The organism is Bradyrhizobium sp. ISRA430 (assembly GCF_029909975.1).
Lineage (GTDB): Bacteria > Pseudomonadota > Alphaproteobacteria > Rhizobiales > Xanthobacteraceae > Bradyrhizobium.
Genome location: NZ_CP094516.1, coordinates 2,659,116 through 2,679,684, shown reverse-complemented (window position 1 = coordinate 2,679,684; position 20,569 = coordinate 2,659,116). Strand labels below are relative to the sequence as shown.

Here is a 20,569-nt window from a genome sequence, read left to right as displayed (position 1 = left end):
CAATGACGGAAAATGTGGACGCGCCGTCGCGCCCTCACACAGAGGCCACCCTTCGGTACAGCGCATTGTAGCAGCCGGCTGAGATTTTCCACGAGAACGAGCGTGCCATCGCGCTGCGGCGCATGGAGTCGAGGCGGTCCTGTGCCATGAAGGTCGAGAACGCCCGGCGGACGCCGCCGAGAAATGATTCGTGCGACGGCTTCGGGAATAGGAATCCGGTCTCACCATCGGTGATGGTCTCGGCCAGCCCGCCGGTCTGGTGGCCGATCGGCAGCGAGCCGAAGCGCTGGGCGTACATCTGACTGAGGCCGCACGGCTCGAAACGCGACGGCATGAGGATGAAATCACTACCGGCGAAGATCCGTCGGGCCTGGGCCTCGTTGAAGCCGATGACGACGCCGATGGAGTCCGGGCGGCGGCGATGCGCCGCGATCAGCGCCTGCTCGAGCGCCGGCTCGCCGGAGCCGGTGACCACGATCTGGCCGCCGGCATCGATGATCTCGTCGGCCGCCGACAGCACGAGGTCGATGCCCTTCTGGTGCACCAGGCGCGCGACGATCCCGAACATCGGCCCGCGCGACACCGCAAGCCCGAACTGCTTGCGGACATAGTCCGCATTGGCTTTCTTGCCGACCCAGTCGCCGGCGCCGAATTGCTGGGCGAGCTGCGCGCAGGAGCGCGGGTCCCAGCTCTCGTCGATACCGTTCAGGATACCGGTGAGCTCGGCGGCATCGGAACGGACCCGCAACAGGCCTTCCAGCCCGCAGCCGAATTCCGGCGTGGTGATCTCCCGCGCATAGGTGCCGCTGACGGTCGTAAGGTGCGAGGCATAGACCAGCCCCGCCTTGAGGAAGGAGAGCTGGTCATAGAACTCGATGCCGTCGATATGGAAGGAGCTCTCCGGTGCGCCGATGCGTCGCAGCGCGTCCTTCGGGAAGAGTCCCTGATAGGCGAGGTTGTGGATGGTCAGGATCGACGGGATACCGGAGCCGCGCCAGGCGAGATAAGCCGGCACCAGCGAGGCCTGCCAGTCATTGGCATGGACCAGGTCTGCTGCCCAATCCTTGTCCAGGCTGCCTGCGGCCAGCTCAGCGGCCGCCGAAGCAAGGCGCGCGAAGCGGATATCGTTGTCCGGCCAGTCGCGCCCGGTCTCGTCGCCGTAAGGGTTGCCGGGACGGTCGTAGAGTTGCGAGCACAACAGCACATAGACCGGCAGACCGTCCTTGGTCGAGGCCCGGCCCAGCGAGCAGGCCGGCATCTCCGCGAAGGCCGGACAGCGGCCAACGACCTGAACATGCGTGAGTTGTTCGATGATATCGCGATAGCCGGGGAGCATGATCCGGATATCGGCGAAGGAGCGGAGGGCTCTGGGGAGGGCAGCCGAAACGGCGCCAAGTCCGCCTACGCGGACGAAATCGTCCATCTCGGTCGTGACGAATAAGACCCTCAAGAATGATGCCCTCTTCCGAGCCCGTTTGCTGCTATGCAAGAACGGGTCCAGTTACCCGGCATTCCCAAGTCCGCCCGCAATACACGTCCGCCCGGTAAGGACTTTCCTACCGGGCCGGCGCCATCTAGGGTCGCCGCATCAACCAAGAAGAACACCCATTGTTCCTAGGGGGGACTCCCGGAATGCAGCTAGCAGACAAGCATGAGGGGACGACGACAAAGGCCTTCGCCGGCCTGCGGGTCCTCGACTTTTCGACGACGATCGCCGGCCCCCATTGCGCGCGGATGCTCGCCGACATGGGCGCCGAGGTGATCAAGATCGAGACCGACGGCGGCGAGACGATGCGGACCCGGCCGCCGCTGCGCAAGGGCTGCAGCACCGTGTTCGGCCAGCTCAATGTCGGCAAGAAGAGCATCGTGCTCGACCTGAAGTCGGAGGACGGCAAGGAGGCTGTGCGGCGGCTGGCCGCGACCGCCGATATCCTGGTCGAGAATTTCCGTCCCGGGGTGATGCGCCGCCTGCGGCTCGACTACGACAGCCTGCGCCCGGTCAATCCGAAGCTGATCTACTGCTCGATCTCCGGCTATGGCCAGGCCGGCCCGTCGGCCGAGCTGCCGGCCTATGCGCCGGTGATCCATGCGGCGTCCGGCTATGACATGGCGCATCTCGCCTACCAGCCCGGCCGCAACCGTCCCGACTATTGCGGCATCTACCATGCCGACGTCGTGACCGGCACCTACGGCTTCGGCGCGATCGCCTCTGCGCTGTATCAGCGTACGGTCACCGGCCGCGGCCAGCACATCGACGTCTCCATGCTGGAATCGATGCTGACGCTGACGGTGATCGAGTTGCAGAGCTCGCAGTTCGCCGTGAAGCCGCCGCCGCGCCCGATGTTCGGCCCGACCGAGACGGCGAACGGCTACCTCATGATCACCGTCGCCAGCGAGAAGACGTTTCAGGCGCTGATGGGCGTGATCGGCCAGCCGGAATGGATATTGGACCCGCGCTTCTCGAGCTATGGCGCGCGGCGCGACAACTGGGCTGACATGATGGACGGCGTCGAGGCGTGGTCGCGGCAGCTCACGACCGACGCATGCCTTGCCGCGCTCGCTGAGGCCGGCGTACCGGCTTCGGCCTACCGCACCGTGGCCGAAGCGCTGCGCGACCCGCAGCTCGCGTATCGCAAGGCGCTGTCTTACGTCGAGGACGAAGGTGGCTCCTTCCAGGTCCTCAACCTGCCGTTCCGGATGTCGGGCGCCGATACCATGCCGGGCACGACGATGGCCGTGCTCGGCGAGCATACGCGCGCGCTGCGCGAGGAGATTGGCCTCGCCGACAATGCGTCAATTCCGTCAGGCAAAACGGCTGCGCAGGGTTGAAGGACATCGTGGCGGCTGCATGCGATGCAGTTTCCCGCGGCCGCTTGCCATCGTCCGGCGGCGTAAACTAAGACAGGTCCGAATTTGTCTCGCTGGGCCGGCCGTGGCATGCTGGCGGCGACAACAAGAAGCATGCGGGAGACGCCCATGAAGAGTTTCAAGGTTGCCGATTTCAAGGCGCCGCTGAAGGAGTTCGATCAGCCGACGCCGGAGCCCCAGGGCACGCAGGTGCTGATCAAGGTGAAGGCGGCCGGCGTCTGCCACAGCGACCTGCATATCTGGGAAGGCGGCTACGATCTCGGCCACGGCCGCAAACCGCTGTCGCTCAAAGATCGCGGCATCAACCTGCCGCTGACCATGGGCCACGAGACGGTAGGCGAGGTCATCGCCTTCGGACCGGACGTGAAGCCAACCGACCAGGGCGATCTCAGGCTCGGCGATGTCGGTCTCGTCTATCCCTGGATCGGCTGCGGCAAATGCGCGACCTGCCTTGCCGGCGACGAGAACATGTGCCTGACGCCGCGCTCGCTCGGCGTCTATTGCGACGGCGGCTATGCCGACCACATGCTGGTGCCGCATCCGCGCTATCTGCTCAATCTTAGGGGACTTGATCCTGCGACGACTGCGCCCTACGCCTGCTCGGGCGTCACCACCTACAGCGCGCTGAAGAAGGTCGAGCAGCATTTCGACACGCCGATCGTGATGTTCGGCGCCGGCGGCCTCGGCCTGATGGCGCTGTCGCTGCTCAAGGCGATGGGCGGCAAGGGCGCGATCATGGTCGACATCGACGCGCGGAAGCGCGAGGCGGCGGAGAAGGCCGGCGCGCTCGCCACCGTCGATCCCAAGGCGCCGGACGCACTGGAGCAGCTCGCCAGGAAGGCGGGCGGGCCGATCCGCGCCGTGATCGACCTCGTCGGCAATGCCGCGACGACGCAGCTTGGCTTCGACTGCCTGACCAAGGGCGGCAAGCTTATCATCGTCGGCCTGTTCGGCGGCGGTGCGACCTGGGCGCTGCCGCTGATCCCGATCAAGGCGGTGACGATCCAGGGCAGCTATGTCGGCAACCTGCGCGAGACGCAGGAGCTGCTCGACCTCGTCCGCACCAAGAAGGTGCCGCCGATCCCGGTGACGCCGTTGCCGCTGGCCAAGGCCAATGACGCACTGATGCAATTGCAGCAGGGCGCGGTGGTCGGACGCACGGTGCTGACGCCGTAGCAAACGCACTATCCTCCGTCATTGCGAGCGCAGCGAAGCAATCCAGACTGTTTCCGCGGATGCATTTCTGGATTGCTTCGCTGCGCTCGCAATGACAACTTGGTTCTTCTCTTCGCTCAGGAACCCCCATGTCCGCAAATAACGCCTTCCACATTGCCGTGCTCGCCGGCGACGGCATCGGTCCCGAGGTCATGGCGCCCGCGATCGAGGTGTTGCGCAAGATCGAGTCTAAATCGGGCTTGAGCTTCCGCTTCACCGACGCGCCGGCCGGCGCCAACAATTATCTCGCGACCGGCAAGTCGATGCCGGACTCTACGATCAAACTTTGCGAAGAGGCGGATGCGATCCTGCTCGGCGCCTGTGGCCTGCCGTCGGTGCGCTACCCCGATAACACCGAGATCGCGCCGCAGATCGAGCTGCGCTTCATCTTCGATCTCTATGCCGGCGTGCGTCCGGCGCGGCTCATTCCGGGCGTGCCGAGCCCGATCGTCGGCGCTGATCAGCGCGGCATCGATCTTGTCGTGATTAGGGAGTCCACCGAAGGCCTGTTCGCGTCGATGGGCAAGGGCGTCGTCACGCATGAGGACGCGCGCGAGACCATGGTGATCTCGCGCAAGACCTCCGAGCGCCTGTTCGAGTTCTCGTTCCGGCTCGCCGAGCGGCGCAAGGCGCGCGGCCGGCCGGGTGCGCTCGCCTGCGTCGACAAGGCGAACGTGTTCAAGGCCTTCGCTTTCTTCCGCGGCATCTTCGACGAGATCGCCAAAGGCCATCCCGAGGTGAAGACGGACCGCCTCTATGTCGATGCCTGTTCGGCGATGCTGGTCAAGCGGCCCTGGGATTTCGACGTGATGGTGATGGAGAACATGTTCGGCGACATCGTCTCCGACATCACTGCCAGCCTGATCGGCGGCCTCGGCATGGCCCCGTCAGCCGACATCGGTGACCGCTACGCGGTGTTCCAGCCGTGCCATGGCACGGCACCTGATATCATGGGGCAGGGCAAGGCCAATCCCACCGGCATGATCCTGTCGGCCGCGATGATGCTGGACTGGCTCGCCGACAAGCACGGTTTGGAAAGCGCAGCCGAGGCTGGCGAAAAGATCGAGCGCGCGGTGGATCAGGTCTATGCCGACGGCATCAAGCCGATGGAATTCGGCGGCAGCAATGGCACTGCCGATATCGCGAAAGCCGTGCTTGCGGCGTTGTAGTCAGAACGCGCACAAGAGAAAGGGGCCCGTGGGCCCCTTCATCGTTCACCAGCGGTGCCAGCGGTGCCAGGGGTGGCCCCAGCCCCACGGACGCGGTCCGTAGAAGCGTCGCGGGCCGCCATAATAGCCGTAGGCGCCGTAATAGTTCGGGCGCCACCAGCAGCGGCCCCAGGCGTTACACACCATGCGCACCTGATCGACGTTCGCGGCCGGGCCGCTTGCGATTCGATCGGCTTGCGGAATGCCGTTCGGCATCGCCGCCAGAGCCTGCCCTGACGCGAGCGCAGCACCGCCCATGGCAGCCAGACCAAGAACAGCAAACTTGAGTTTCATCGCAATCTCCCTCGTTGGTGGCGGAAGAACACTCGGGAGATCAGTTGGTTGCTGTTGCAGCGCGGGGCAGCGAGGAATTTAATCTTCCTGAATGCGGGTTCAGCTTCAGCGCCCCTGGAACTGCGGCTTGCGCTTCTCCATGAAGGCCTGTCGACCCTCGCGGAAATCCGCACTGTCCATGCAGGCGTTCCCGATCGTCTTGATCGCCTCCATGTCGCGCCGGCTTTCGTCCTTCAGCACCTGCGCGATGGTGATCTTGGCGGCCTTGATCGAGAGCGGTGCGTTCCCCGAGATCGTTTCCGCAATTGCCATGGTCTCGCCCCAGAGCTGATCATCCGGGATCATCCGCTCGATCAGCCCGATGCGCAGCGCCTCCTCCGCATCGATGCGCATGCCCGTGTACATCAGCAGCCGCGCCCAGGACGGCCCGACCAGCGACACCAGATTCCGCAACCCGTCATAGCCATAGGCGATGCCGAGTTTCGCCGCGGGAATGCCGAACTGGCTGCCGTGGGAAGCAATGCGAATGTCGGCGAGCATCGCGACCTGCATGCCGCCGCCGAGACAAAAGCCCTGGATGCAGGCGATCGTCGGCTTGGGATAGTCGGCGAGAAGCGCGCGCTGGGCCGCACTACGCTTGGCGTATTCTTCCGACGCCGCTGCATTGTGTCGGGACTTCTCGAATTGGCTGATGTCGGCACCCGACACGAACGCCTTGCCGCCGGCGCCGCGCAGGATCACGACGCGCACCGCATCGTCGTCGCGCAAGCTCGTCAGCGCCTCGCCAAATCCCGCCCACATCTCCAGCGACATTGCATTGCGCTTGTCGGGATTGTTGAAGGTGATCACGCCGACGCCGTCGGCAGTGTGCTTGAGGATCTTGCCGTCGGCGTGGGAGGTTTCGGTCGTGTTGGATTGGTCCGGCATCGCGCACCCGCTTTTCTTTTGACGGGCGCAATGTGCGGCTGACGCGATGTCAGGGTCAACGGCGGCGAGGCAAGGACTTTGCATCCGCCTGCGCCGCGATTGCATGGCCACGTGCGCAGTCGGCGGGACCAGGTCGCGGCAGAGCCTGAATGGGTTCGCGAAAACCGCGGGTGCGATGGCCGGCAGGATGCCGGAAAAGAAAAAAGGGGCAGTCAGACCGCCCCGAAAGAAAAAGAATCGCGTCATGCGCGCGCCGCACGGTCTCGTTCAATCCGGCCACGCCCCCGCGACGCGGCGGATTGAACACCGGCCCTGATGGCCAGACCTCCGGTCGATCTCAGCCTTCGTTCGCCGCGATCGATTCCATCAGCGAGACGAGCTGACGCTGCACCGTCTGGTCCTTGATCTTGCTGTAGGCGCGCAGCAGCCGGAGGCTGAAGGCGCTGTCGAGGAAGAGCAGGCTCTCGACCTCGCGCGCCTTGTTGTCGCCGTCATAGAAGAAGGTGACGGGCACATCGAGGGCGGCGGCGATCTGCTGAAGGCGAGCCGCGCCGACCCGATTGACGCCCTTCTCGTACTTTTGGACCTGCTGGAAGCTGACGCCGAGCTTTTCGCCCAGCTCGGCCTGCGAGATCTTCATCTCGACGCGGCGGAGCCGGATCCGCTTGCCAAGCTCGATGTCCGGCTTGCCGGCACTGCGCTGCTTCATTCTCTTTGCCGCTGCTTTCATATTGTTCTCACCGTTCTTCGGTTGAAAATCCCCCGAAGAGCTGGGTCAGGGGTTCGCCCATATACAAGTCCTTGAATTCATGCGGATGCACGAACTCGTCCTTAAACCACGGGAAGCGTGCCGGATTGAAAGCTTCGATCAGCCAGTCAATCATGTGCCGCACTCTCGGAATCCGGCCGCTACCGGGATGGTAGGACAACCAGATATCCAGCGGTCTGTTCAGCTCGACGTCCAGTGGAGTCAACTTCCCGCCAAGCGCAATGGCGTAGCTCGGGAATACGCCGATTCCGGCGCCATTCGCGACAGCCCAGTAGTTGGCGCTTGAGACGTTGGTCTTCATGACCAGAAGGTCACGCTCGGGAACGCCTGGGAAGAAGCTCTCAAAAGTTTCCTTGGCGGCGAGCTGGTCGGCGAACTGCAGCACCAGACGATGCTTGATCAATTCCGTCGCCGATCGCGGCGCGCCATGCTTCTCGACATATTTCTTCGCGGCCCAGAACATCAGATGCATGCGGCCGAGCCGCACCAGCTTGATGTCGAGCGCGGAGGGGCGCGACAGATGGATGGCGACGTCGGCCTCGTGGCGGGAGACGTCGGCCGAGCGCATCGCGCAATGCAGGTCGACCAGAATCTTCGGATAGGCCTGCTGGAATTCGACGAGCCGCGGGGCCAGCCAGAATGTCCCGAGTCCCTCGGTGACGGCGACCCGAACCTCGCCGGTCAGCGCGTTGACCATCGAATCGCTGGCGCGCAGGACGTCGAAGGTGGCCGCCTCCATTCGTTCGACCGCCGAGACCACCAGCGCGCCGTCGTCAGTCAGATGCGTGCCGTGAACGTCGCGCGTGAACAGGGTGGTGCCGGTCTGGCGCTCGAAATCGTCGATTCGCCGGCGGACTGCGTTGATCGACAACGAAAGGCGTTCGGCCGCCGAGCGGAAACTGCCGCAACGGACAACTTCAAGGAATATCCGGGCCGCATCCCAATCCGAGAGGCCGCCGAGATTTGCTTTCTGGCGTTCTTCCAGTGGAACGCCCCTTTCCGCCAAGAGGTGCATACAAGTCCTTCCGGCCCGCTAAACTGGCAGAATCTTGCGCAAACCACAACCACGGCGGGTTGCGGGGCGACGACTTTTGAACGTCATCCTTTACTCGCCACGAGTGGTATTTGGGTGCGCTGGGGGGCTGGAATCGGACAGAAGATCGTCCGGAAGAGGGGTATCGCGTGCGTTCCGTAGCGAGCCTTGAGATGGCTGCGAGGAGAGCGGATCCGTCCGGAAGGATGGGCGTTGCGCGGTGGCCTGTCCGAGGCTGCGATGGGGATCGTTCGTCCCGCGCCAGGCGTTGTGCTCTTCGCCGGTTCGACCTCCGCCGCTCGCGCTGTGGGTTACTCTTGGGTGGAATCCCGGCTTTGGGCTCGGAACGCCCTGAATTCGTGTTCGAAGGCGTAAAGTCCACGTGCTATCCTCACCCTGGTATGGGGGCCGTGGGGAACATTACCGTCACTTCTCACAGGCCGAACGAACGGAAAGAACGCCGGTGTCGCATTTAGACGAACAATTGCAGTCGGTGCTGGGAACGCTCGAGGAGTGCCGCAAGGTCCTCAACCAGAACAACGGCCGGGAGACGGCCGAATTGCTCTCGATTGTCATCCTCGATTTGAGGATGAGGCTCAAAGGAATTGACAATGCCGATCTTCGGGCATTGTGCGACGAAATGCTGCGGAGCGCTGGAAGCGAACCGCAGCCGCCTTCCAAGCAGACGCAGGACCAGCCCCGGCGTCCGCTGCTCCGCGTGGTGAAATAGCCGCGCCGCCCCAATCCCGCTTTTGCGAGATTTGTGCGCGTCCCGATGCCGCATCTGTGATCACAGACGGCATCGGGAGGAGCCCTGGTTTGCCTGCGCCTCTGTTGCGCATTCTCCGGCATCGGCTACACCAGAGCCGGTCCGGCTCCGGTCTCGCGCAGTCCTCGCGCGCTGTGCCTGGGGCCTGAAATGGCTCCGACTGCATCATGCAAAATGTTTCGATCCCGGCGGCGCTGATAGCCGGCCTCGTCAGCTTTCTCTCCCCCTGCGTCCTGCCCCTGGTTCCGCCCTATCTGATCTATCTCACCGGTGCCACGATCGAGCATGTCGAGAGCGAGGAGCCGGCATCGGCCTCCAAGCGCGCGGTCATGATGTCGGCGCTGCTGTTCGTTCTCGGCTTCTCCACGGTCTTCGTCGCCCTGGGTGCCAGCGCCTCACTGATCGGCGGGCTGATCCGCGCCTGGTCGGCCGAGCTTTCGATCCTCGCCGGCATCGTCATCATCGTGATGGGTCTGCACTTCCTCGGATTGACGCGCATTGGGTTCCTGATGCGCGAAGGCCGGCTGCCGATCCCGAAACCCGTCGGCCTCTGGGGCGCCTACGTCATGGGGCTTGCCTTCGCCTTCGGCTGGACGCCCTGCATCGGCCCGATCCTCGCCGCGATCCTCTCGATCGCCGCGGCAGAGGCGACGGTGACGAAGGGGGCAGGGCTGCTCGCGGTCTATTCCGCAGGTCTCGGCATTCCCTTCCTGATCGCCGCGCTGATGATCGAGCAGTTCTCGAAACTGTTCGCGCGCATGAAGCGGCAGCTCGTCAATGTCGAGCGCGCCATGGGCGTGTTGATGGTGATCACCGGAATCGGATTTCTGACCGGTGCTGTCTCGAACGTGAGCATCTGGCTGCTCGAGACGTTCCCGGTGCTTCAGACGATCGGTTAGGCGCTCACCGCGAAGCGCGCGAGCGCCTTGCGGTCGATCTCGATCCCGAGGCCGGGACCGTCGGGGACGCGAACAGTGCCGTCCTTGTGCTCGATCGGATTCTTCAGGACCGCCTGGCGGATGGGATGCTCGGTGCGGTCGAATTCGAGCAAGGGCTGGAGCGGCGCCAGCGACGTCGGCGTATGCGAGGGCAGCACTGCGAGAAGCTGAAGCGAGGCCGCGATCGCGATGCCGGTGCCCCAGACATGGGGATTGTATCGAATGCCGAACGCCTCGCTCATATCGGCGATCTTCTTGCATTCGCTGAAACCCCCGGCCGCGCAGGTGTCGGGCTGGGCGATGTCCAGCGCATGGGAGGCGAACATCTCACGGAAGCCGAAGCGGGTGAACTCGCATTCGCCGCCCGCGATGGGAATGGTCAGCGCGGATCTCACCGCGCGATAGCCCGCGATGTCCTCCGGCGGAACAGGCTCCTCGAACCAGGCGATATCGTGGCGTTCGATCAGGCGGCCGAGCCGGATCGCCGCCGTCGAGTCATAGGCGTGGTTCGCATCGACCATCAGCGCGACATCCGGGCCGATCGCCTCGCGCACCGCACGCGTCACCGCGGCATCCTCGGCGATATCGAAGCCGACCTTCAGCTTCACCGCACCGAACCCTTCCGCGGCATAACCGGCCGCTTCCTCCGGGAGGTACTGCAGCGGGTCGCCTGATTTGCGCCGGTAGAGTCCGGTTGCATAGGCCTGCACCTCCAGGCGCGCCGCGCCGCCGAGGAGCTGATGCACGGGCACGCCGAAGTGCTTGCCCTTGACGTCCCACAGAGCGATGTCGATGCCGCTCAGTCCCTGGATGACGACGCCCTTTTGGCCGTGATCGCGCAAGCGTGCGTAGATAGTCTGCCACAGCACGTCGGTGCGCAACGGATCCTCACCGATCAGCCATGGCGCGACGCTTTGAACCACCGCGGCGGTCATCCTCGCCGGCCCGTAGCATTCGCCCCAGCCGATGACGCCCGCATCGGTCTCGATCTCGACCAGCATCGCGGTGCGCGTGTCGTACCAGGCCCGCGAATAGGCAAAGGGCTGCGACAGCTTTGCTTCGAGAACGTGTGCGCGAACGTTGGTGATCTTCATGTCATGCCTGTCCTGTTGGTCCGCTTCAGCGCGCCTCGTCCAGCGCGCAACTGATGGTGTAGACGACGCCGCGCGGCAGGAAGTCGACGGTCGCTTCGCCGCCGAGCTGGTCGCGCGCGCTGCGCTCGATCAGGCGCGAGCCGAAGCCGCGCTGAACGGGGGCCGTCACGGGCGGTCCACCGATCTCGGTCCAGATCAGCCGCAGCCGCGGCTTCGGCGAATCGGCGATCACCTCCCAATCCAGCGTTACCCTGCCGGTCTCGTTGGACAGCGCGCCGTATTTCGCGGCGTTAGTGGCCATCTCGTGCACGATCATCGAGAGCACCACGGCAAGCCGCGGCGACAGCGGCGCCGTGGGGCCGAACATCCGGATGCGTTCGGGAGCGGTAAGCATGAAGGCCTGTAGCACGCGGTCGAGCACGTCCTTCAGCTCCGAGCCCTGCCACTTCTCCTGGCTCAACAGATTATGCGCCTCGGCGAGCGCGCCGAGCCGCCCCTCGAACTTCGTCCGCTCGTCCCGGCTCGCGCTGCGGAAGGTCTGCACCGCGATCGCCTGCATCAGCGCCAGCGTATTCTTGACGCGATGGTTGAGCTCCTCGATCAGCAGGTCGTGCAGCATCTCGCCGCGCGCGATCGTGGTCGCCATCCGCACCGCGAAGGTGAGGCCGATCAGGAGCAGCACGCCGCCGATCAGGCCGGTGATCGCGATGTTGCGCCAAAGCGGCGCGATCAGCGAACTCTCCGCGACGCCTGCGGCGACCGTCCAGCCGGTCAGCCTCGAGCGCGTATAGGCGGCTGCGAGCGCGACACCGTCGAGCGAGATCGTCGGGAGGGCGGCTTCGCTCGCGCGAAACATCGCGTTGTAGAGCGAAGGTGAGGCCCGCTTGCCGAACGTCTCGGCTGGATTGGGCGTGCGTGCGAACACGAAGCCCTTGGTGTCCAGAAGCGAGACCGCCCAGTGGTCGTCGGGCCGTTGTTGCTCGACCAGCCGCTGGAAGACGTCGATCGGCGGGCTGAACGAGAGCGCGTAGACGACCTCGCCGTTGCGCAGCACGGGGACTTCGACCGTCACGATCGGGCGCTTCTTGACCGAGCCGATGAACAGATCGGAATATTGCGGCGCCTTGCTCGCAAAGACCCGCTCCACGATCGCATGATTGTTGCGCGGCGGCAGGCTCGCCGTATCGGTCGTCACGGTCGAGAATATCTGACGTCCGGACCTGTCGGCAACGAGCAGGACGCTGTCTCCGCCGTACTGGGCGATGAAGCCGTCCGCCAAGCGCCGGAAGCCGTCGAAGTCACCGCTTCGCAAGGAGTCGCTGAGCGCGAGCACTTGCAATCCACCCGTCATCCGCTGAACCTCGGAGTCGAGCACGAGGCGCATGCTGCGGACCGTCTCCAACACCCGGCGCGTCGCATTGCTGCGATCCTGGTCGTAGTTGTAGTAGGCGAGGCCGACGGCAAAGACGATCAGCGGCAGCGTCGTTCCTGCGACCAGGAGAGCGAGCCGGACCGGCAGGGTGAGCTTTGACAAACGCAGATGCCCTAGCTCCGGCGCGACGGCGCCGGACGGGCGGAGCATAAAGCAGCGCCGCGATTGTGCCACCCCGCATTTTGATCGCGTGGACGGCACTCAAGCTGCAGTGCAAAAGCGCCGGCAGATTGCTCGATCGCGGCGCCATGATGCAACATGCCAGGCGAACATGGCCTATAGTGGATTCTGGTCCGCCAATCGCGGCGCAACTCACGACGCGCGGCTGACAAGTCCGATCCGCGTTTGAGAGTGACCCAATGAAGCATTGGATCCACCGGCTGCCAGGGTTGGAGACGCTCCGTCTATATGAGGCAGCGTGGCTTCCGCATGATATCTTCGCCGGGGTTGTCCTGGCGACAATGCTCGTTCCGGTTGGAATCGCCTACGCGGCGGCATCGGGCCTGCCTGGCATCTATGGTCTTTACGCAACAATCGTGCCGCTGCTGGTCTACGCGTTGTTCGGCCCAAGCCGCATACTTGTCCTGGGCCCGGACTCGGCGCTTGTGGGGATCATCCTGGGTGTTGTCACTCCGTTGGCCGGCGGCGATCCCCTGCGGGCCGCGACGCTCGCCGGCATGATGGCGATCGTTTCGGGGATAGTGTGCATTCTGGCGGGTCTTGCGCGCCTGGGCTTTGTCACCGAACTTCTCTCCAAGCCGATCCGTTATGGCTACATGAACGGAATAGCGCTGACCGTCTTGATCAGCCAATTGCCAACGCTTTTCGGCTTCTCCATCGAGAGCAAAGGACCCTTGCAAAGCTTATTGGCGATCGTCGGCGCAATCCTGGAAGGACGGACAAACTGGGTCGCGCTCGGGATCGGGCTCGCCACATTGGTCGTGATCCTTCTTCTCAAGGACAGCAAGCGACTCCCAGGCATCCTGATCGCGGTTGTCGGGGCAACGATCGTTGTCGGTGTGCTGGATCTTGGAGCAGCTTACGGCTTGAAGGTCGTGGGTCCTCTTCCTCAGGGGCTGCCGGGTTTCGTCGTTCCCTGGATCAGCTACGGCGATGTGGTCCCGGTGCTGGTCGGCGGTTGCGCAATCGCGCTGGTGTCATTTGCCGATACCAGTGTGCTGTCACGTGCCTATGCCGCAAGGTTGGGGGCGCGGGCCGATCCGAACCAGGAATTGGTGGGGCTTGGTGCCGCCAATCTGGTGACCGGATTCTTTCAGGGCTTCTCGATCAGCAGCAGCAGTTCGCGTACACCCGTTGCGGAAGCCGCCGGCGCTCGGACCCAACTCGCCAGTGTCGTTGGCGCACTTGCCATCGCTGCACTCCTGCTGGTGGCGCCGAATCTCCTTCGGCATTTGCCCAGCGCGGCATTGGCGGCCGTGGTCATCGCCGCGGCGATCGGCTTGGTTGAGATCGCCGACCTCAAGCGAATCTATCGCATTCAGCGCTGGGAATTCTGGTTGGCGATCGTCTGCTTTGTCGGTGTCGCAGTGCTCGGTGTGATTCCGGGAATAGGTCTGGCGATCGCAATCGCCATCGTTGAGTTTCTCTGGGACGGCTGGCGCCCTCACTCCGCCGTATTGGGGCGCGCCGACGGCGTCAAAGGCTATCACGACATCACGAGGTACCCGGATGCGCGCCGCATCCCCGGGCTGGTCCTGTTTCGGTGGGATGCGCCGCTGTTCTTCGCCAACGCTGAATTCTTCAAGGAACGTGTCCTGGATGCCGTAGCGACATCGCCAACACCCGTACGCTGGCTGGTCGTTGCGGCGGAGCCGGTGACCAGTGTGGACGTCACTGCCTGCGATGTGGTTGCCGAATTGGATCAGGCGCTGCATGCGCAGGGCATAGAGTTGTGCTTTGCCGAGCTGAAGGATCCGGCAAAGGACAAGCTGAAGAAATTCGGCTTGTTCGCGCAGCTTGGCGAGAACTATTTCTTTCCAACCATCGGCGTCGCCGTTTCTCGTTATCTGTGAAGTGGGACGACTGGGAGGACCGAACCGAAGGCTAGGTCATTTGCCGGCTTTCGAGCGTACGCGGAACCGCCTCGGCGCCGAAGTGCAAAGACCGATTGCGTGATCCGCCGGTGCCGAGGCTATAGATTACTTTCGTCGCCCGCGCCGGTCGCAGCACGAAATTTTGCAGCGCAATCGCCTGCAGCGCTCAGGTCATGCTGATCGCGGTCAGCACCAGGCAGATAGCGTAAACGGCAGCCAGGCTCAGCCCGGCGATCCTGGCTTCCCGATATGGGGACATGAGGTCAGCTCCGGAAGGCGGTCGCCGCGAAGGCGACCGCCTGGTTTCCATCGCATCTCGATCAATCGATTTCCTGAACCACCGTTCGCGTGCCCGGATCCACGAGCATCACGCGATCGCCGGAGTAGACATAGCGATATTGCGTCAGGGACGGACCCCAGTCCGCCGGAACCGCCTCGAGCTCGACGTCTTGCGGCACCGTCCCGCCGACGATGATCTTTTCCTTCGTCACGATCGGGCGCACGCGGTGCTCGGTGATATAGCTTTTGATCTTGGTACGGTATTGCGGCTCGATCTGAACCGCGGCGTGACCGGTTCCGGTCGTCGTCGTCACGGTGGTTTGCGCGATCGCGCCGGTCGAGATAAAGACCGCCGCCGCAGAAAGCAGGAACAGCTTTTTCATCTTGTTCTCCTCAAACGAACTAAGTGCGGCATCAACAACTCACGTTGAGCGACGTTCCCGGGACGAGGAACAAACTGCCGCTTCTTCCCGTTCAAGGATCGTCCGATCCGGAACACCCGGCGGACCAAATGAAGCTGGAGATGGTAACCGCAGCGCTGATGGTTGCTGGAGGGAGGTGTTTGCGGCCGACGAATTCTATGTCGTCCAGGACATCAAGACGAAGAGGCGCACCGTCGTCGACAAGAAGCCGGCGCACAGCCCATGACCGTCATCAGTCCCTCTCGCGAGTGATCGCGGAAAAGCCCGTCGCGAACGAACTACAGGTTACTCTCGGTGATCGCGGCGTAGACCATGCTGCGCAGCTCGCGGCGGATCGGATAGGCGCTCGACGGCAGCACCTGCGTCATGAAGATCGCGATCAGCTCCTCGGCCGGATCGATCCAGAATGACGTCGTGGCCGCGCCGCCCCAATTGTACTCGCCGGGGCTGCCGGCGATCAGCGTTTCGGCCGGGCGCATGGTCACGGCGAAGCCGAGACCGAAGCCGATGCCGTTATACGTCGCCTCGGAGAACAATGAGCGCGACACTTCCGGGAGCGCGCGGCCACCCGGAATGTGGTTGGTCGTCATCAGCGCCAGCGTCTTCGGTCCAATCAGCCGGACGCCGCCGAGCTCGCCGCCGTTGAGCAGCGCGCGGCAGAAGGTGAGATAGTCGGCAACCGTCGAGCACAGGCCGCCTCCGCCCGAGATGAAGGAGGGCGGCGACAGAAACGAACTCGTCGTCGGGTCGTCCTGGAGCGTCAGGCCCTCGCGGCGCTGACCGGCATGGAAGGTCATGCCGCCACCCGGATCGGCGGAATAGCAGGCGGCGAAGCGATGCGCCTTGGAGGCCGGCACGTGGAAATCGGTGTCAATCATGCCGAGCGGATCGAGGATCCGCTGCTTCAGAAACTGCTCGAACGGAATCCCTGAGATCTTGCCGATGAGGTAGCCGATCACGTCGGTTGAGACCGAGTAGTTCCAGGCTTCTCCGGGCGAGAACTCCAGCGGGATCTTGGCGAGCCCCTCGATCATCGTTTGCAGCGTACCGGATTTCTCCACCTCGCCGATCTTCTCGGCGCGGTACGCGGCATCGACGTTGGAGCGCTGCTGGAAGCCGTAGGTGAGACCGGAGGTGTGGCGCAGGAGGTCGACGATCAGCATGGGCCGGGTCGGCGGCCGGGTCAGGAAGGCCGGCGAGGTGCCGGCGACGAACACGCCGAGATCCTTCCATTCCGGAATGTATTTGGCAACGGGCTCGTCGATCGCGACGAGGCCCTCCTCGACCAGCATCATGAAGGCGACGCTGGTGAGCGGCTTGGTCATGGAATAAATGCGGTAGATGGTGTCGTCCTTGACCGGCAGCTTGCGCTCGACGTCGGCAAGGCCCTGGACCGAGCTGTGCGCGACCTTGCCGCGACGGTAGACGAGGAGATGCGTGCCGGGGAAGCGGCCGGCATCGATGTACCGGTTCTTCAGATGCGCATCGATGCGGTCGAGCGCAGCCTTGGACATGCCGACGGATTCGGGGGAGGCGGGAGTGGGGGCGAGCATCAGTTCCTCCGGGCAGTTTTTGTAGGCCAGTTGATAGCGAAATGGCGCGCCCATTCCAAGCCGGTCGCGCTTAACGCAGCCGGGTCGAGTGGTGTAGGCTGCACTCTGGAACGCTTCCAGGGAGCCCACCGGGCCAACGAGAAAAATTGAGAGCAGGCAGCCTATGACCCAGTTCAGCGAGACCGAACTCACCGAAGCCGTCGTCCGCAGTTTCGACAATACACCGACCCCACGCGCGAAATTCCTGCTCCAGGAACTGGTGAAGTCGCTGCACGATTACGTGAGCAAGACCGGTCTCAGCTTCGAGGAATGGGAATATGCGATCGACTTCCTGACCCGTACCGGCCAGAAATGCACCGACACGCGGCAGGAATTCATCCTCCTGTCCGACGTGCTCGGCGTCTCCATGCTGGTCGATGCCGTCAACCATCGCGATCGCGACGGCGCCACCCAGACCACCGTGCTCGGCCCCTTCTATGTCGGCGAGCACAAGGTGACCGCGCACGGCACCGACATCTCCCCGAACAACCTGACCGGCGAGAAGATGTTCGTGCAAAGCCGCGTCACCGATCTCCAGGGTAAGCCGCTCGCAGGCGTCCCCGTCGACGTCTGGCATGCGGATGACGACGGCTTCTACGATTCACAGAAGCCGAACTACGACGAGGTCGGCGCCTCGGCGCGGGCGCGCTTCGTGACGGATAGCGACGGCCGCTTCTTCTTCCGCACCATCCTGCCCTGCAGCTACCCGATCCCGACCGATGGGCCGGTCGGCGAGATGATCATGCAGACCAAGCGTCATCCGATGCGCCCCGCGCACGTGCATTTCCTGGTGAACGCGAAGGGCTTTGAGCCGCTGATCACCCACGTCTTCATCGGCGGCGACAAATATCTCGATTCCGACGTGGTGTTCGGGGTCAAGGACGACCTCATCGCCAAGGTCGAGCCGCGCGACGATCCGGCGATGCCCGACGGCACCAAGTCCAATGGGCGCTGGCACCTGATGAGTTACGAATTCCACCTCAAGCCGGGCGGCGGCCAGGCCCCGAAGCCGCTCGGGGTGAAGGTCGGGGAGCCCGCCTGAAAAGACGCACCCCGGCGCCGCCTAGTTTATATGCGGCGCACAAAAATTGAGCGGGCCGCAAGTTCCGCGTGCGGAAGGCGGCCCGCGACAATCTGTTCCTGTGGGCGTAATTCATTGATCTACATGTAATATTTGCGTCGATCGGCTTGGCACAAAGCTTGAATAGCTTGTGCCGACGCCATTGAAGCCGTCCCGCGAGACTTCTCATCCGACTTTGCCGACGCCACCGCGACGGGGGTCTCTCCCGTCATGCGTTCGCATGCGCCAATGGCGGCGTCACCGGACGAGCGGGCTCGTGTGCACTGACGCACTCATTTCCTGCAACGACGCAAAGGACGACACGACCTATGACCAAGCGCATTCGCCGGCCCTCGGAGAGTGGCCTCAGCCGCCGTCAATTGTTGAAGGCGACCGGCAGCACCGCCGCACTTCTCGCCGCCGCCAAATTGAATTTCCCCGCCGGTGCGTTCGCGCAAGACACAGGCCCCGAGGTCAAGGGCGCCAAGCTCGGCTTCATCGCACTCACCGATGCGACCCCGCTGTTCGTTGCGAAGGAGAAGGGTATCTTCGCCAAATTCGGCATGCCCGATGTCGAGGTGCAGAAGCAGGCCTCCTGGGGCACGACGCGCGACAACCTGGTGCTCGGCTCGGAAGGCAACGGCATCGATGGCGCGCATATCCTCACGCCGATGCCGTACCTGATCTCCGCCGGCAAGGTGACGCAGAACAACCAGCCAACGCCGATGTACATCCTGGCGCGGCTCAATCTCAACGGCCAGTGCATCTCGGTGGCGAAGGAATATGCCGACGTCAAGGTCGGCATCGACACCGCGCCCTTCAAGATCGCCCTCGAGAAGAAGAAGAAGGCCTCCGGCAAGGCCGTGAAGGCGGCGATGACCTTTCCCGGCGGCACCCACGATCTCTGGATCCGCTACTGGCTCGCCGCCGGCGGTATCGATCCGGACAAGGACATCGAGACCATCGTCGTGCCGCCGCCGCAGATGGTCGCCAACATGAAGGTTGGCACGATGGACTGCTTCTGCGTTTGCGAGCCTTGGAATCTCCAGCTCATCCACCAGGAGATCGGCTACACCGCGATCACCACCGGGGAGCTCTGGGACAAGCATCCCGAAAAGTCGCTTGGCATGCGCGCGGCCTGGGTCGACAAATACCCGAAGGCGGCGAAGGCCCTGCTGATGGCGGTGATGGAAGCCCAGCAATGGGCCGAGAAGGTCGAGAACCGTGAGGAAGCCGCAGCCATCTGCGCCAAGCGGCAGTGGATCAACTGCCCGGTCGAGGACGTCACCGACCGCATGAAGGGCAAGTTCGACTACGGCACCGGCCGTGTGGTCGAGAATTCGCCGCAGCAGATGCGTTTCTGGAAGGACCACGCCTCCTATCCGTTCCAGAGCCACGATCTCTGGTTCATGACGGAGGACATCCGCTGGGGCAAGTACGAGCCCGGCTTCGACAGCAAGGCGCTGATTGCCAAGGTCAATCGCGAGGACCTCTGGAAAGACGCGGCCAAGGCGCTCGGCGTAGCAAGCTCCGACATCCCGACCTCCACCTCGCGCGGCAAGGAGACCTTCTTCGACGGCAAGGTGTTCGATCCTGAAAATCCGGCTGCCTATCTGAAGTCGCTCGCGATCAAGCGCGTCGAAGTCTGATGGAGCCCGCGGCCGCCGTCAGGCGGCCGCATCGTCTTGGGAAGCCGGAGAAGATTGCGATGAACATGCCTGCCACGAAGATGGACATTGAAACTGCGACCCCCGCGGGTGCCGCCGCGCCGATCGTTGCGATGACACCGAAGCGCCCGTCGCGAAGCGAGACTTACGTGCGGATGGCGAAAGAGGCGGCTGTGCGCGTCATTCCGCCGCTCGTCGTGCTCGCGCTGTTGACGCTGATGTGGGAGCTCGTCTGCCGCCGCGCCGGCTCGACCCTGCCGCCGCCGTCGAAGGTGTTCAAGGACACCAAGGAGCTGATCTTCGATCCGTTCTTCGACCATGGCGGCATCGACAAGGGCCTGTTCTGGCATCTCTCCGCCAGTCTCCAGCGTGTCGCCTTCGGCTATTCGCTCTCCGCGGTCGCCGGCATCGCACTCGGTGTGCTGGTCGGGCAGTCGGTCTGGGCGATGCGCGGGCTCGATCCGCTATTCCAGGTGCTGCGCACGATTCCGCCGCTCGCCTGGCTGCCGCTCTCGCTCGCGGCTTTCCGCGACGGCCAGCCGTCGGCGATCTTCGTCATCTTCATCACCTCGATCTGGCCGATCATCATCAACACCGCGGTGGGCGTCCGCAACATCCCACAGGACTACCGCAACGTCGCCGCGGTGGTGCAGCTTAATCCGCTGGAGTTCTTCGCCAAGATCATGATCCCGGCAGCCGCACCCTACATCTTCACGGGGCTTCGCATCGGCATTGGCCTCTCATGGCTCGCGATCGTCGCGGCCGAGATGCTGATCGGAGGCGTCGGCATCGGCTTCTTCATCTGGGACGCCTGGAACTCCTCGCATATCAGCGAGATCATCCTGGCGCTGTTCTATGTCGGCATCGTCGGCTTCGTGCTCGATCGCCTGATCGCGGGCCTCGGCAAGATCGTCACCCGCGGCACCGCGCAGAACTGAAGGAGAGGGC

General features: G+C 63.9%; 17 protein-coding genes and 1 pseudogene. 9 read left to right on the top strand and 9 right to left on the bottom strand.

All coding sequences use genetic code 11. The features are described from left to right. Positions 1-34: 34 nt before the first annotated feature. Positions 35-1,489 (bottom strand): glycogen synthase GlgA, encoded by a 1,455-nt coding sequence (glgA, locus tag MTX21_RS13035; protein ID WP_280971380.1) that lies wholly within the window; start codon positions 1,487-1,489, stop codon positions 35-37. 143 nt (positions 1,490-1,632) lie between these two features. Here glgA and MTX21_RS13030 point away from each other — a divergent pair, with 143 nt between their 5' ends. The 3 genes from MTX21_RS13030 (at position 1,633) to MTX21_RS13020 (ending at position 5,252) form a co-directional block, all read left to right on the top strand. After that, complete coding sequence (locus MTX21_RS13030; protein WP_280965209.1) at positions 1,633-2,829, top strand: CoA transferase; 1,197 nt, start codon at positions 1,633-1,635, stop codon at positions 2,827-2,829. A gap of 147 nt (positions 2,830-2,976) precedes the next feature. After that, positions 2,977-4,044: an alcohol dehydrogenase gene (locus MTX21_RS13025; protein ID WP_280965208.1), complete on the top strand. Its 1,068-nt coding sequence runs from the start codon at positions 2,977-2,979 to the stop codon at positions 4,042-4,044. 128 nt (positions 4,045-4,172) lie between these two features. Further along, positions 4,173-5,252, top strand: coding sequence for an isocitrate/isopropylmalate dehydrogenase family protein (locus MTX21_RS13020; RefSeq protein WP_280965207.1), 1,080 nt, complete (start codon positions 4,173-4,175; stop codon positions 5,250-5,252). Between the two features lie 45 nt (positions 5,253-5,297). On the opposite strand, the gene MTX21_RS13015 is transcribed toward MTX21_RS13020, so the two are convergent. The 4 genes from MTX21_RS13015 to MTX21_RS13000 form a co-directional block, all read right to left on the bottom strand. Then, entirely contained in the window at positions 5,298-5,585 is a 288-nt protein-coding gene (locus MTX21_RS13015; RefSeq protein WP_280965206.1) for a hypothetical protein, read from the bottom strand. Positions 5,586-5,690: 105 nt separating this feature from the next. Next, on the bottom strand, positions 5,691-6,512 hold the full coding sequence (locus MTX21_RS13010; RefSeq protein ID WP_280965205.1) for an enoyl-CoA hydratase: 822 nt from the start codon (positions 6,510-6,512) through the stop codon (positions 5,691-5,693). Positions 6,513-6,849: 337 nt separating this feature from the next. Further along, positions 6,850-7,221 (bottom strand): helix-turn-helix transcriptional regulator, encoded by a 372-nt coding sequence (locus tag MTX21_RS13005; protein ID WP_279377845.1) that lies wholly within the window; start codon positions 7,219-7,221, stop codon positions 6,850-6,852. Between the two features lie 28 nt (positions 7,222-7,249). Beyond that, positions 7,250-8,296 (bottom strand): LysR family transcriptional regulator, encoded by a 1,047-nt coding sequence (locus MTX21_RS13000; RefSeq protein WP_280965204.1) that lies wholly within the window; start codon positions 8,294-8,296, stop codon positions 7,250-7,252. Between the two features lie 511 nt (positions 8,297-8,807). Between MTX21_RS13000 and MTX21_RS12995 the strand changes: the two genes are divergently transcribed. Together MTX21_RS12995 and MTX21_RS12990 are read left to right on the top strand one after the other, a co-directional pair. Beyond that, complete coding sequence (locus tag MTX21_RS12995) at positions 8,808-9,044, top strand: hypothetical protein (RefSeq protein WP_280971039.1); 237 nt, start codon at positions 8,808-8,810, stop codon at positions 9,042-9,044. 206 nt (positions 9,045-9,250) lie between these two features. Next, entirely contained in the window at positions 9,251-9,982 is a 732-nt protein-coding gene (locus MTX21_RS12990; protein ID WP_280965203.1) for a cytochrome c biogenesis protein CcdA, read from the top strand. Here the strand turns inward: MTX21_RS12990 and MTX21_RS12985 are convergent. Together MTX21_RS12985 and MTX21_RS12980 are read right to left on the bottom strand one after the other, a co-directional pair. Then, entirely contained in the window at positions 9,979-11,115 is a 1,137-nt protein-coding gene (locus MTX21_RS12985; protein ID WP_280965202.1) for a mandelate racemase/muconate lactonizing enzyme family protein, read from the bottom strand. The genes MTX21_RS12990 and MTX21_RS12985 overlap by 4 nt on opposite strands. A 25-nt stretch (positions 11,116-11,140) precedes the next feature. Continuing rightward, positions 11,141-12,649 (bottom strand): sensor histidine kinase, encoded by a 1,509-nt coding sequence (locus tag MTX21_RS12980; RefSeq protein ID WP_280965201.1) that lies wholly within the window; start codon positions 12,647-12,649, stop codon positions 11,141-11,143. A gap of 257 nt (positions 12,650-12,906) precedes the next feature. Between MTX21_RS12980 and sulP the strand changes: the two are divergent. Continuing rightward, positions 12,907-14,615 (top strand): annotated as a pseudogene (sulP, locus tag MTX21_RS12975) (sulfate permease). 306 nt (positions 14,616-14,921) lie between these two features. Here sulP and MTX21_RS12970 read toward each other — a convergent pair. Both MTX21_RS12970 and MTX21_RS12965 read right to left on the bottom strand, forming a co-directional pair. Further along, entirely contained in the window at positions 14,922-15,263 is a 342-nt protein-coding gene (locus MTX21_RS12970; protein WP_280965200.1) for a DUF1236 domain-containing protein, read from the bottom strand. A gap of 317 nt (positions 15,264-15,580) precedes the next feature. Then, complete coding sequence (locus MTX21_RS12965) at positions 15,581-16,855, bottom strand: serine hydrolase domain-containing protein (protein ID WP_280965199.1); 1,275 nt, start codon at positions 16,853-16,855, stop codon at positions 15,581-15,583. A gap of 163 nt (positions 16,856-17,018) precedes the next feature. Here MTX21_RS12965 and MTX21_RS12960 point away from each other — a divergent pair, with 163 nt between their 5' ends. The 3 genes from MTX21_RS12960 to ntrB all read left to right on the top strand — a co-directional run bounded on the left by MTX21_RS12960 (position 17,019) and on the right by ntrB (position 20,559). Beyond that, the gene (locus tag MTX21_RS12960; RefSeq protein WP_280965198.1) at positions 17,019-17,936 is read left to right on the top strand and encodes an intradiol ring-cleavage dioxygenase; all 918 of its coding nucleotides are present in this window, start codon (positions 17,019-17,021) and stop codon (positions 17,934-17,936) included. Positions 17,937-18,283: 347 nt separating this feature from the next. Next, positions 18,284-19,603: a CmpA/NrtA family ABC transporter substrate-binding protein gene (locus MTX21_RS12955; protein WP_280965197.1), complete on the top strand. Its 1,320-nt coding sequence runs from the start codon at positions 18,284-18,286 to the stop codon at positions 19,601-19,603. Positions 19,604-19,662: 59 nt separating this feature from the next. Next, the gene (gene ntrB, locus MTX21_RS12950) at positions 19,663-20,559 is read left to right on the top strand and encodes a nitrate ABC transporter permease (RefSeq protein WP_280965196.1); all 897 of its coding nucleotides are present in this window, start codon (positions 19,663-19,665) and stop codon (positions 20,557-20,559) included. Positions 20,560-20,569 lie beyond the last annotated feature (10 nt).

Bases quoted from the DNA above. Each gene is read 5' to 3' on its own strand.
- MTX21_RS12970 (WP_280965200.1), bottom strand. From the start codon at position 15,263: ATGAAAAAGCTGTTCCTGCTTTCTGCGGCGGCGGTCTTTATCTCGACC.
- MTX21_RS13030 (WP_280965209.1), top strand. From the start codon at position 1,633: ATGCAGCTAGCAGACAAGCATGAGGGGACGACGACAAAGGCCTTCGCC.
- MTX21_RS12955 (WP_280965197.1), top strand. From the start codon at position 18,284: ATGACCAAGCGCATTCGCCGGCCCTCGGAGAGTGGCCTCAGCCGCCGT.
- MTX21_RS12985 (WP_280965202.1), bottom strand. From the start codon at position 11,115: ATGAAGATCACCAACGTTCGCGCACACGTTCTCGAAGCAAAGCTGTCG.
- MTX21_RS12960 (WP_280965198.1), top strand. From the start codon at position 17,019: ATGACCCAGTTCAGCGAGACCGAACTCACCGAAGCCGTCGTCCGCAGT.
- ntrB (WP_280965196.1), top strand. From the start codon at position 19,663: ATGAACATGCCTGCCACGAAGATGGACATTGAAACTGCGACCCCCGCG.
- MTX21_RS13000 (WP_280965204.1), bottom strand. From the start codon at position 8,296: ATGCACCTCTTGGCGGAAAGGGGCGTTCCACTGGAAGAACGCCAGAAA.
- MTX21_RS12990 (WP_280965203.1), top strand. From the start codon at position 9,251: ATGCAAAATGTTTCGATCCCGGCGGCGCTGATAGCCGGCCTCGTCAGC.
- MTX21_RS13015 (WP_280965206.1), bottom strand. From the start codon at position 5,585: ATGAAACTCAAGTTTGCTGTTCTTGGTCTGGCTGCCATGGGCGGTGCT.
- MTX21_RS13005 (WP_279377845.1), bottom strand. From the start codon at position 7,221: ATGAAGCAGCGCAGTGCCGGCAAGCCGGACATCGAGCTTGGCAAGCGG.
- MTX21_RS13010 (WP_280965205.1), bottom strand. From the start codon at position 6,512: ATGCCGGACCAATCCAACACGACCGAAACCTCCCACGCCGACGGCAAG.
- MTX21_RS13020 (WP_280965207.1), top strand. From the start codon at position 4,173: ATGTCCGCAAATAACGCCTTCCACATTGCCGTGCTCGCCGGCGACGGC.
- MTX21_RS13025 (WP_280965208.1), top strand. From the start codon at position 2,977: ATGAAGAGTTTCAAGGTTGCCGATTTCAAGGCGCCGCTGAAGGAGTTC.
- MTX21_RS12965 (WP_280965199.1), bottom strand. From the start codon at position 16,855: ATGCTCGCCCCCACTCCCGCCTCCCCCGAATCCGTCGGCATGTCCAAG.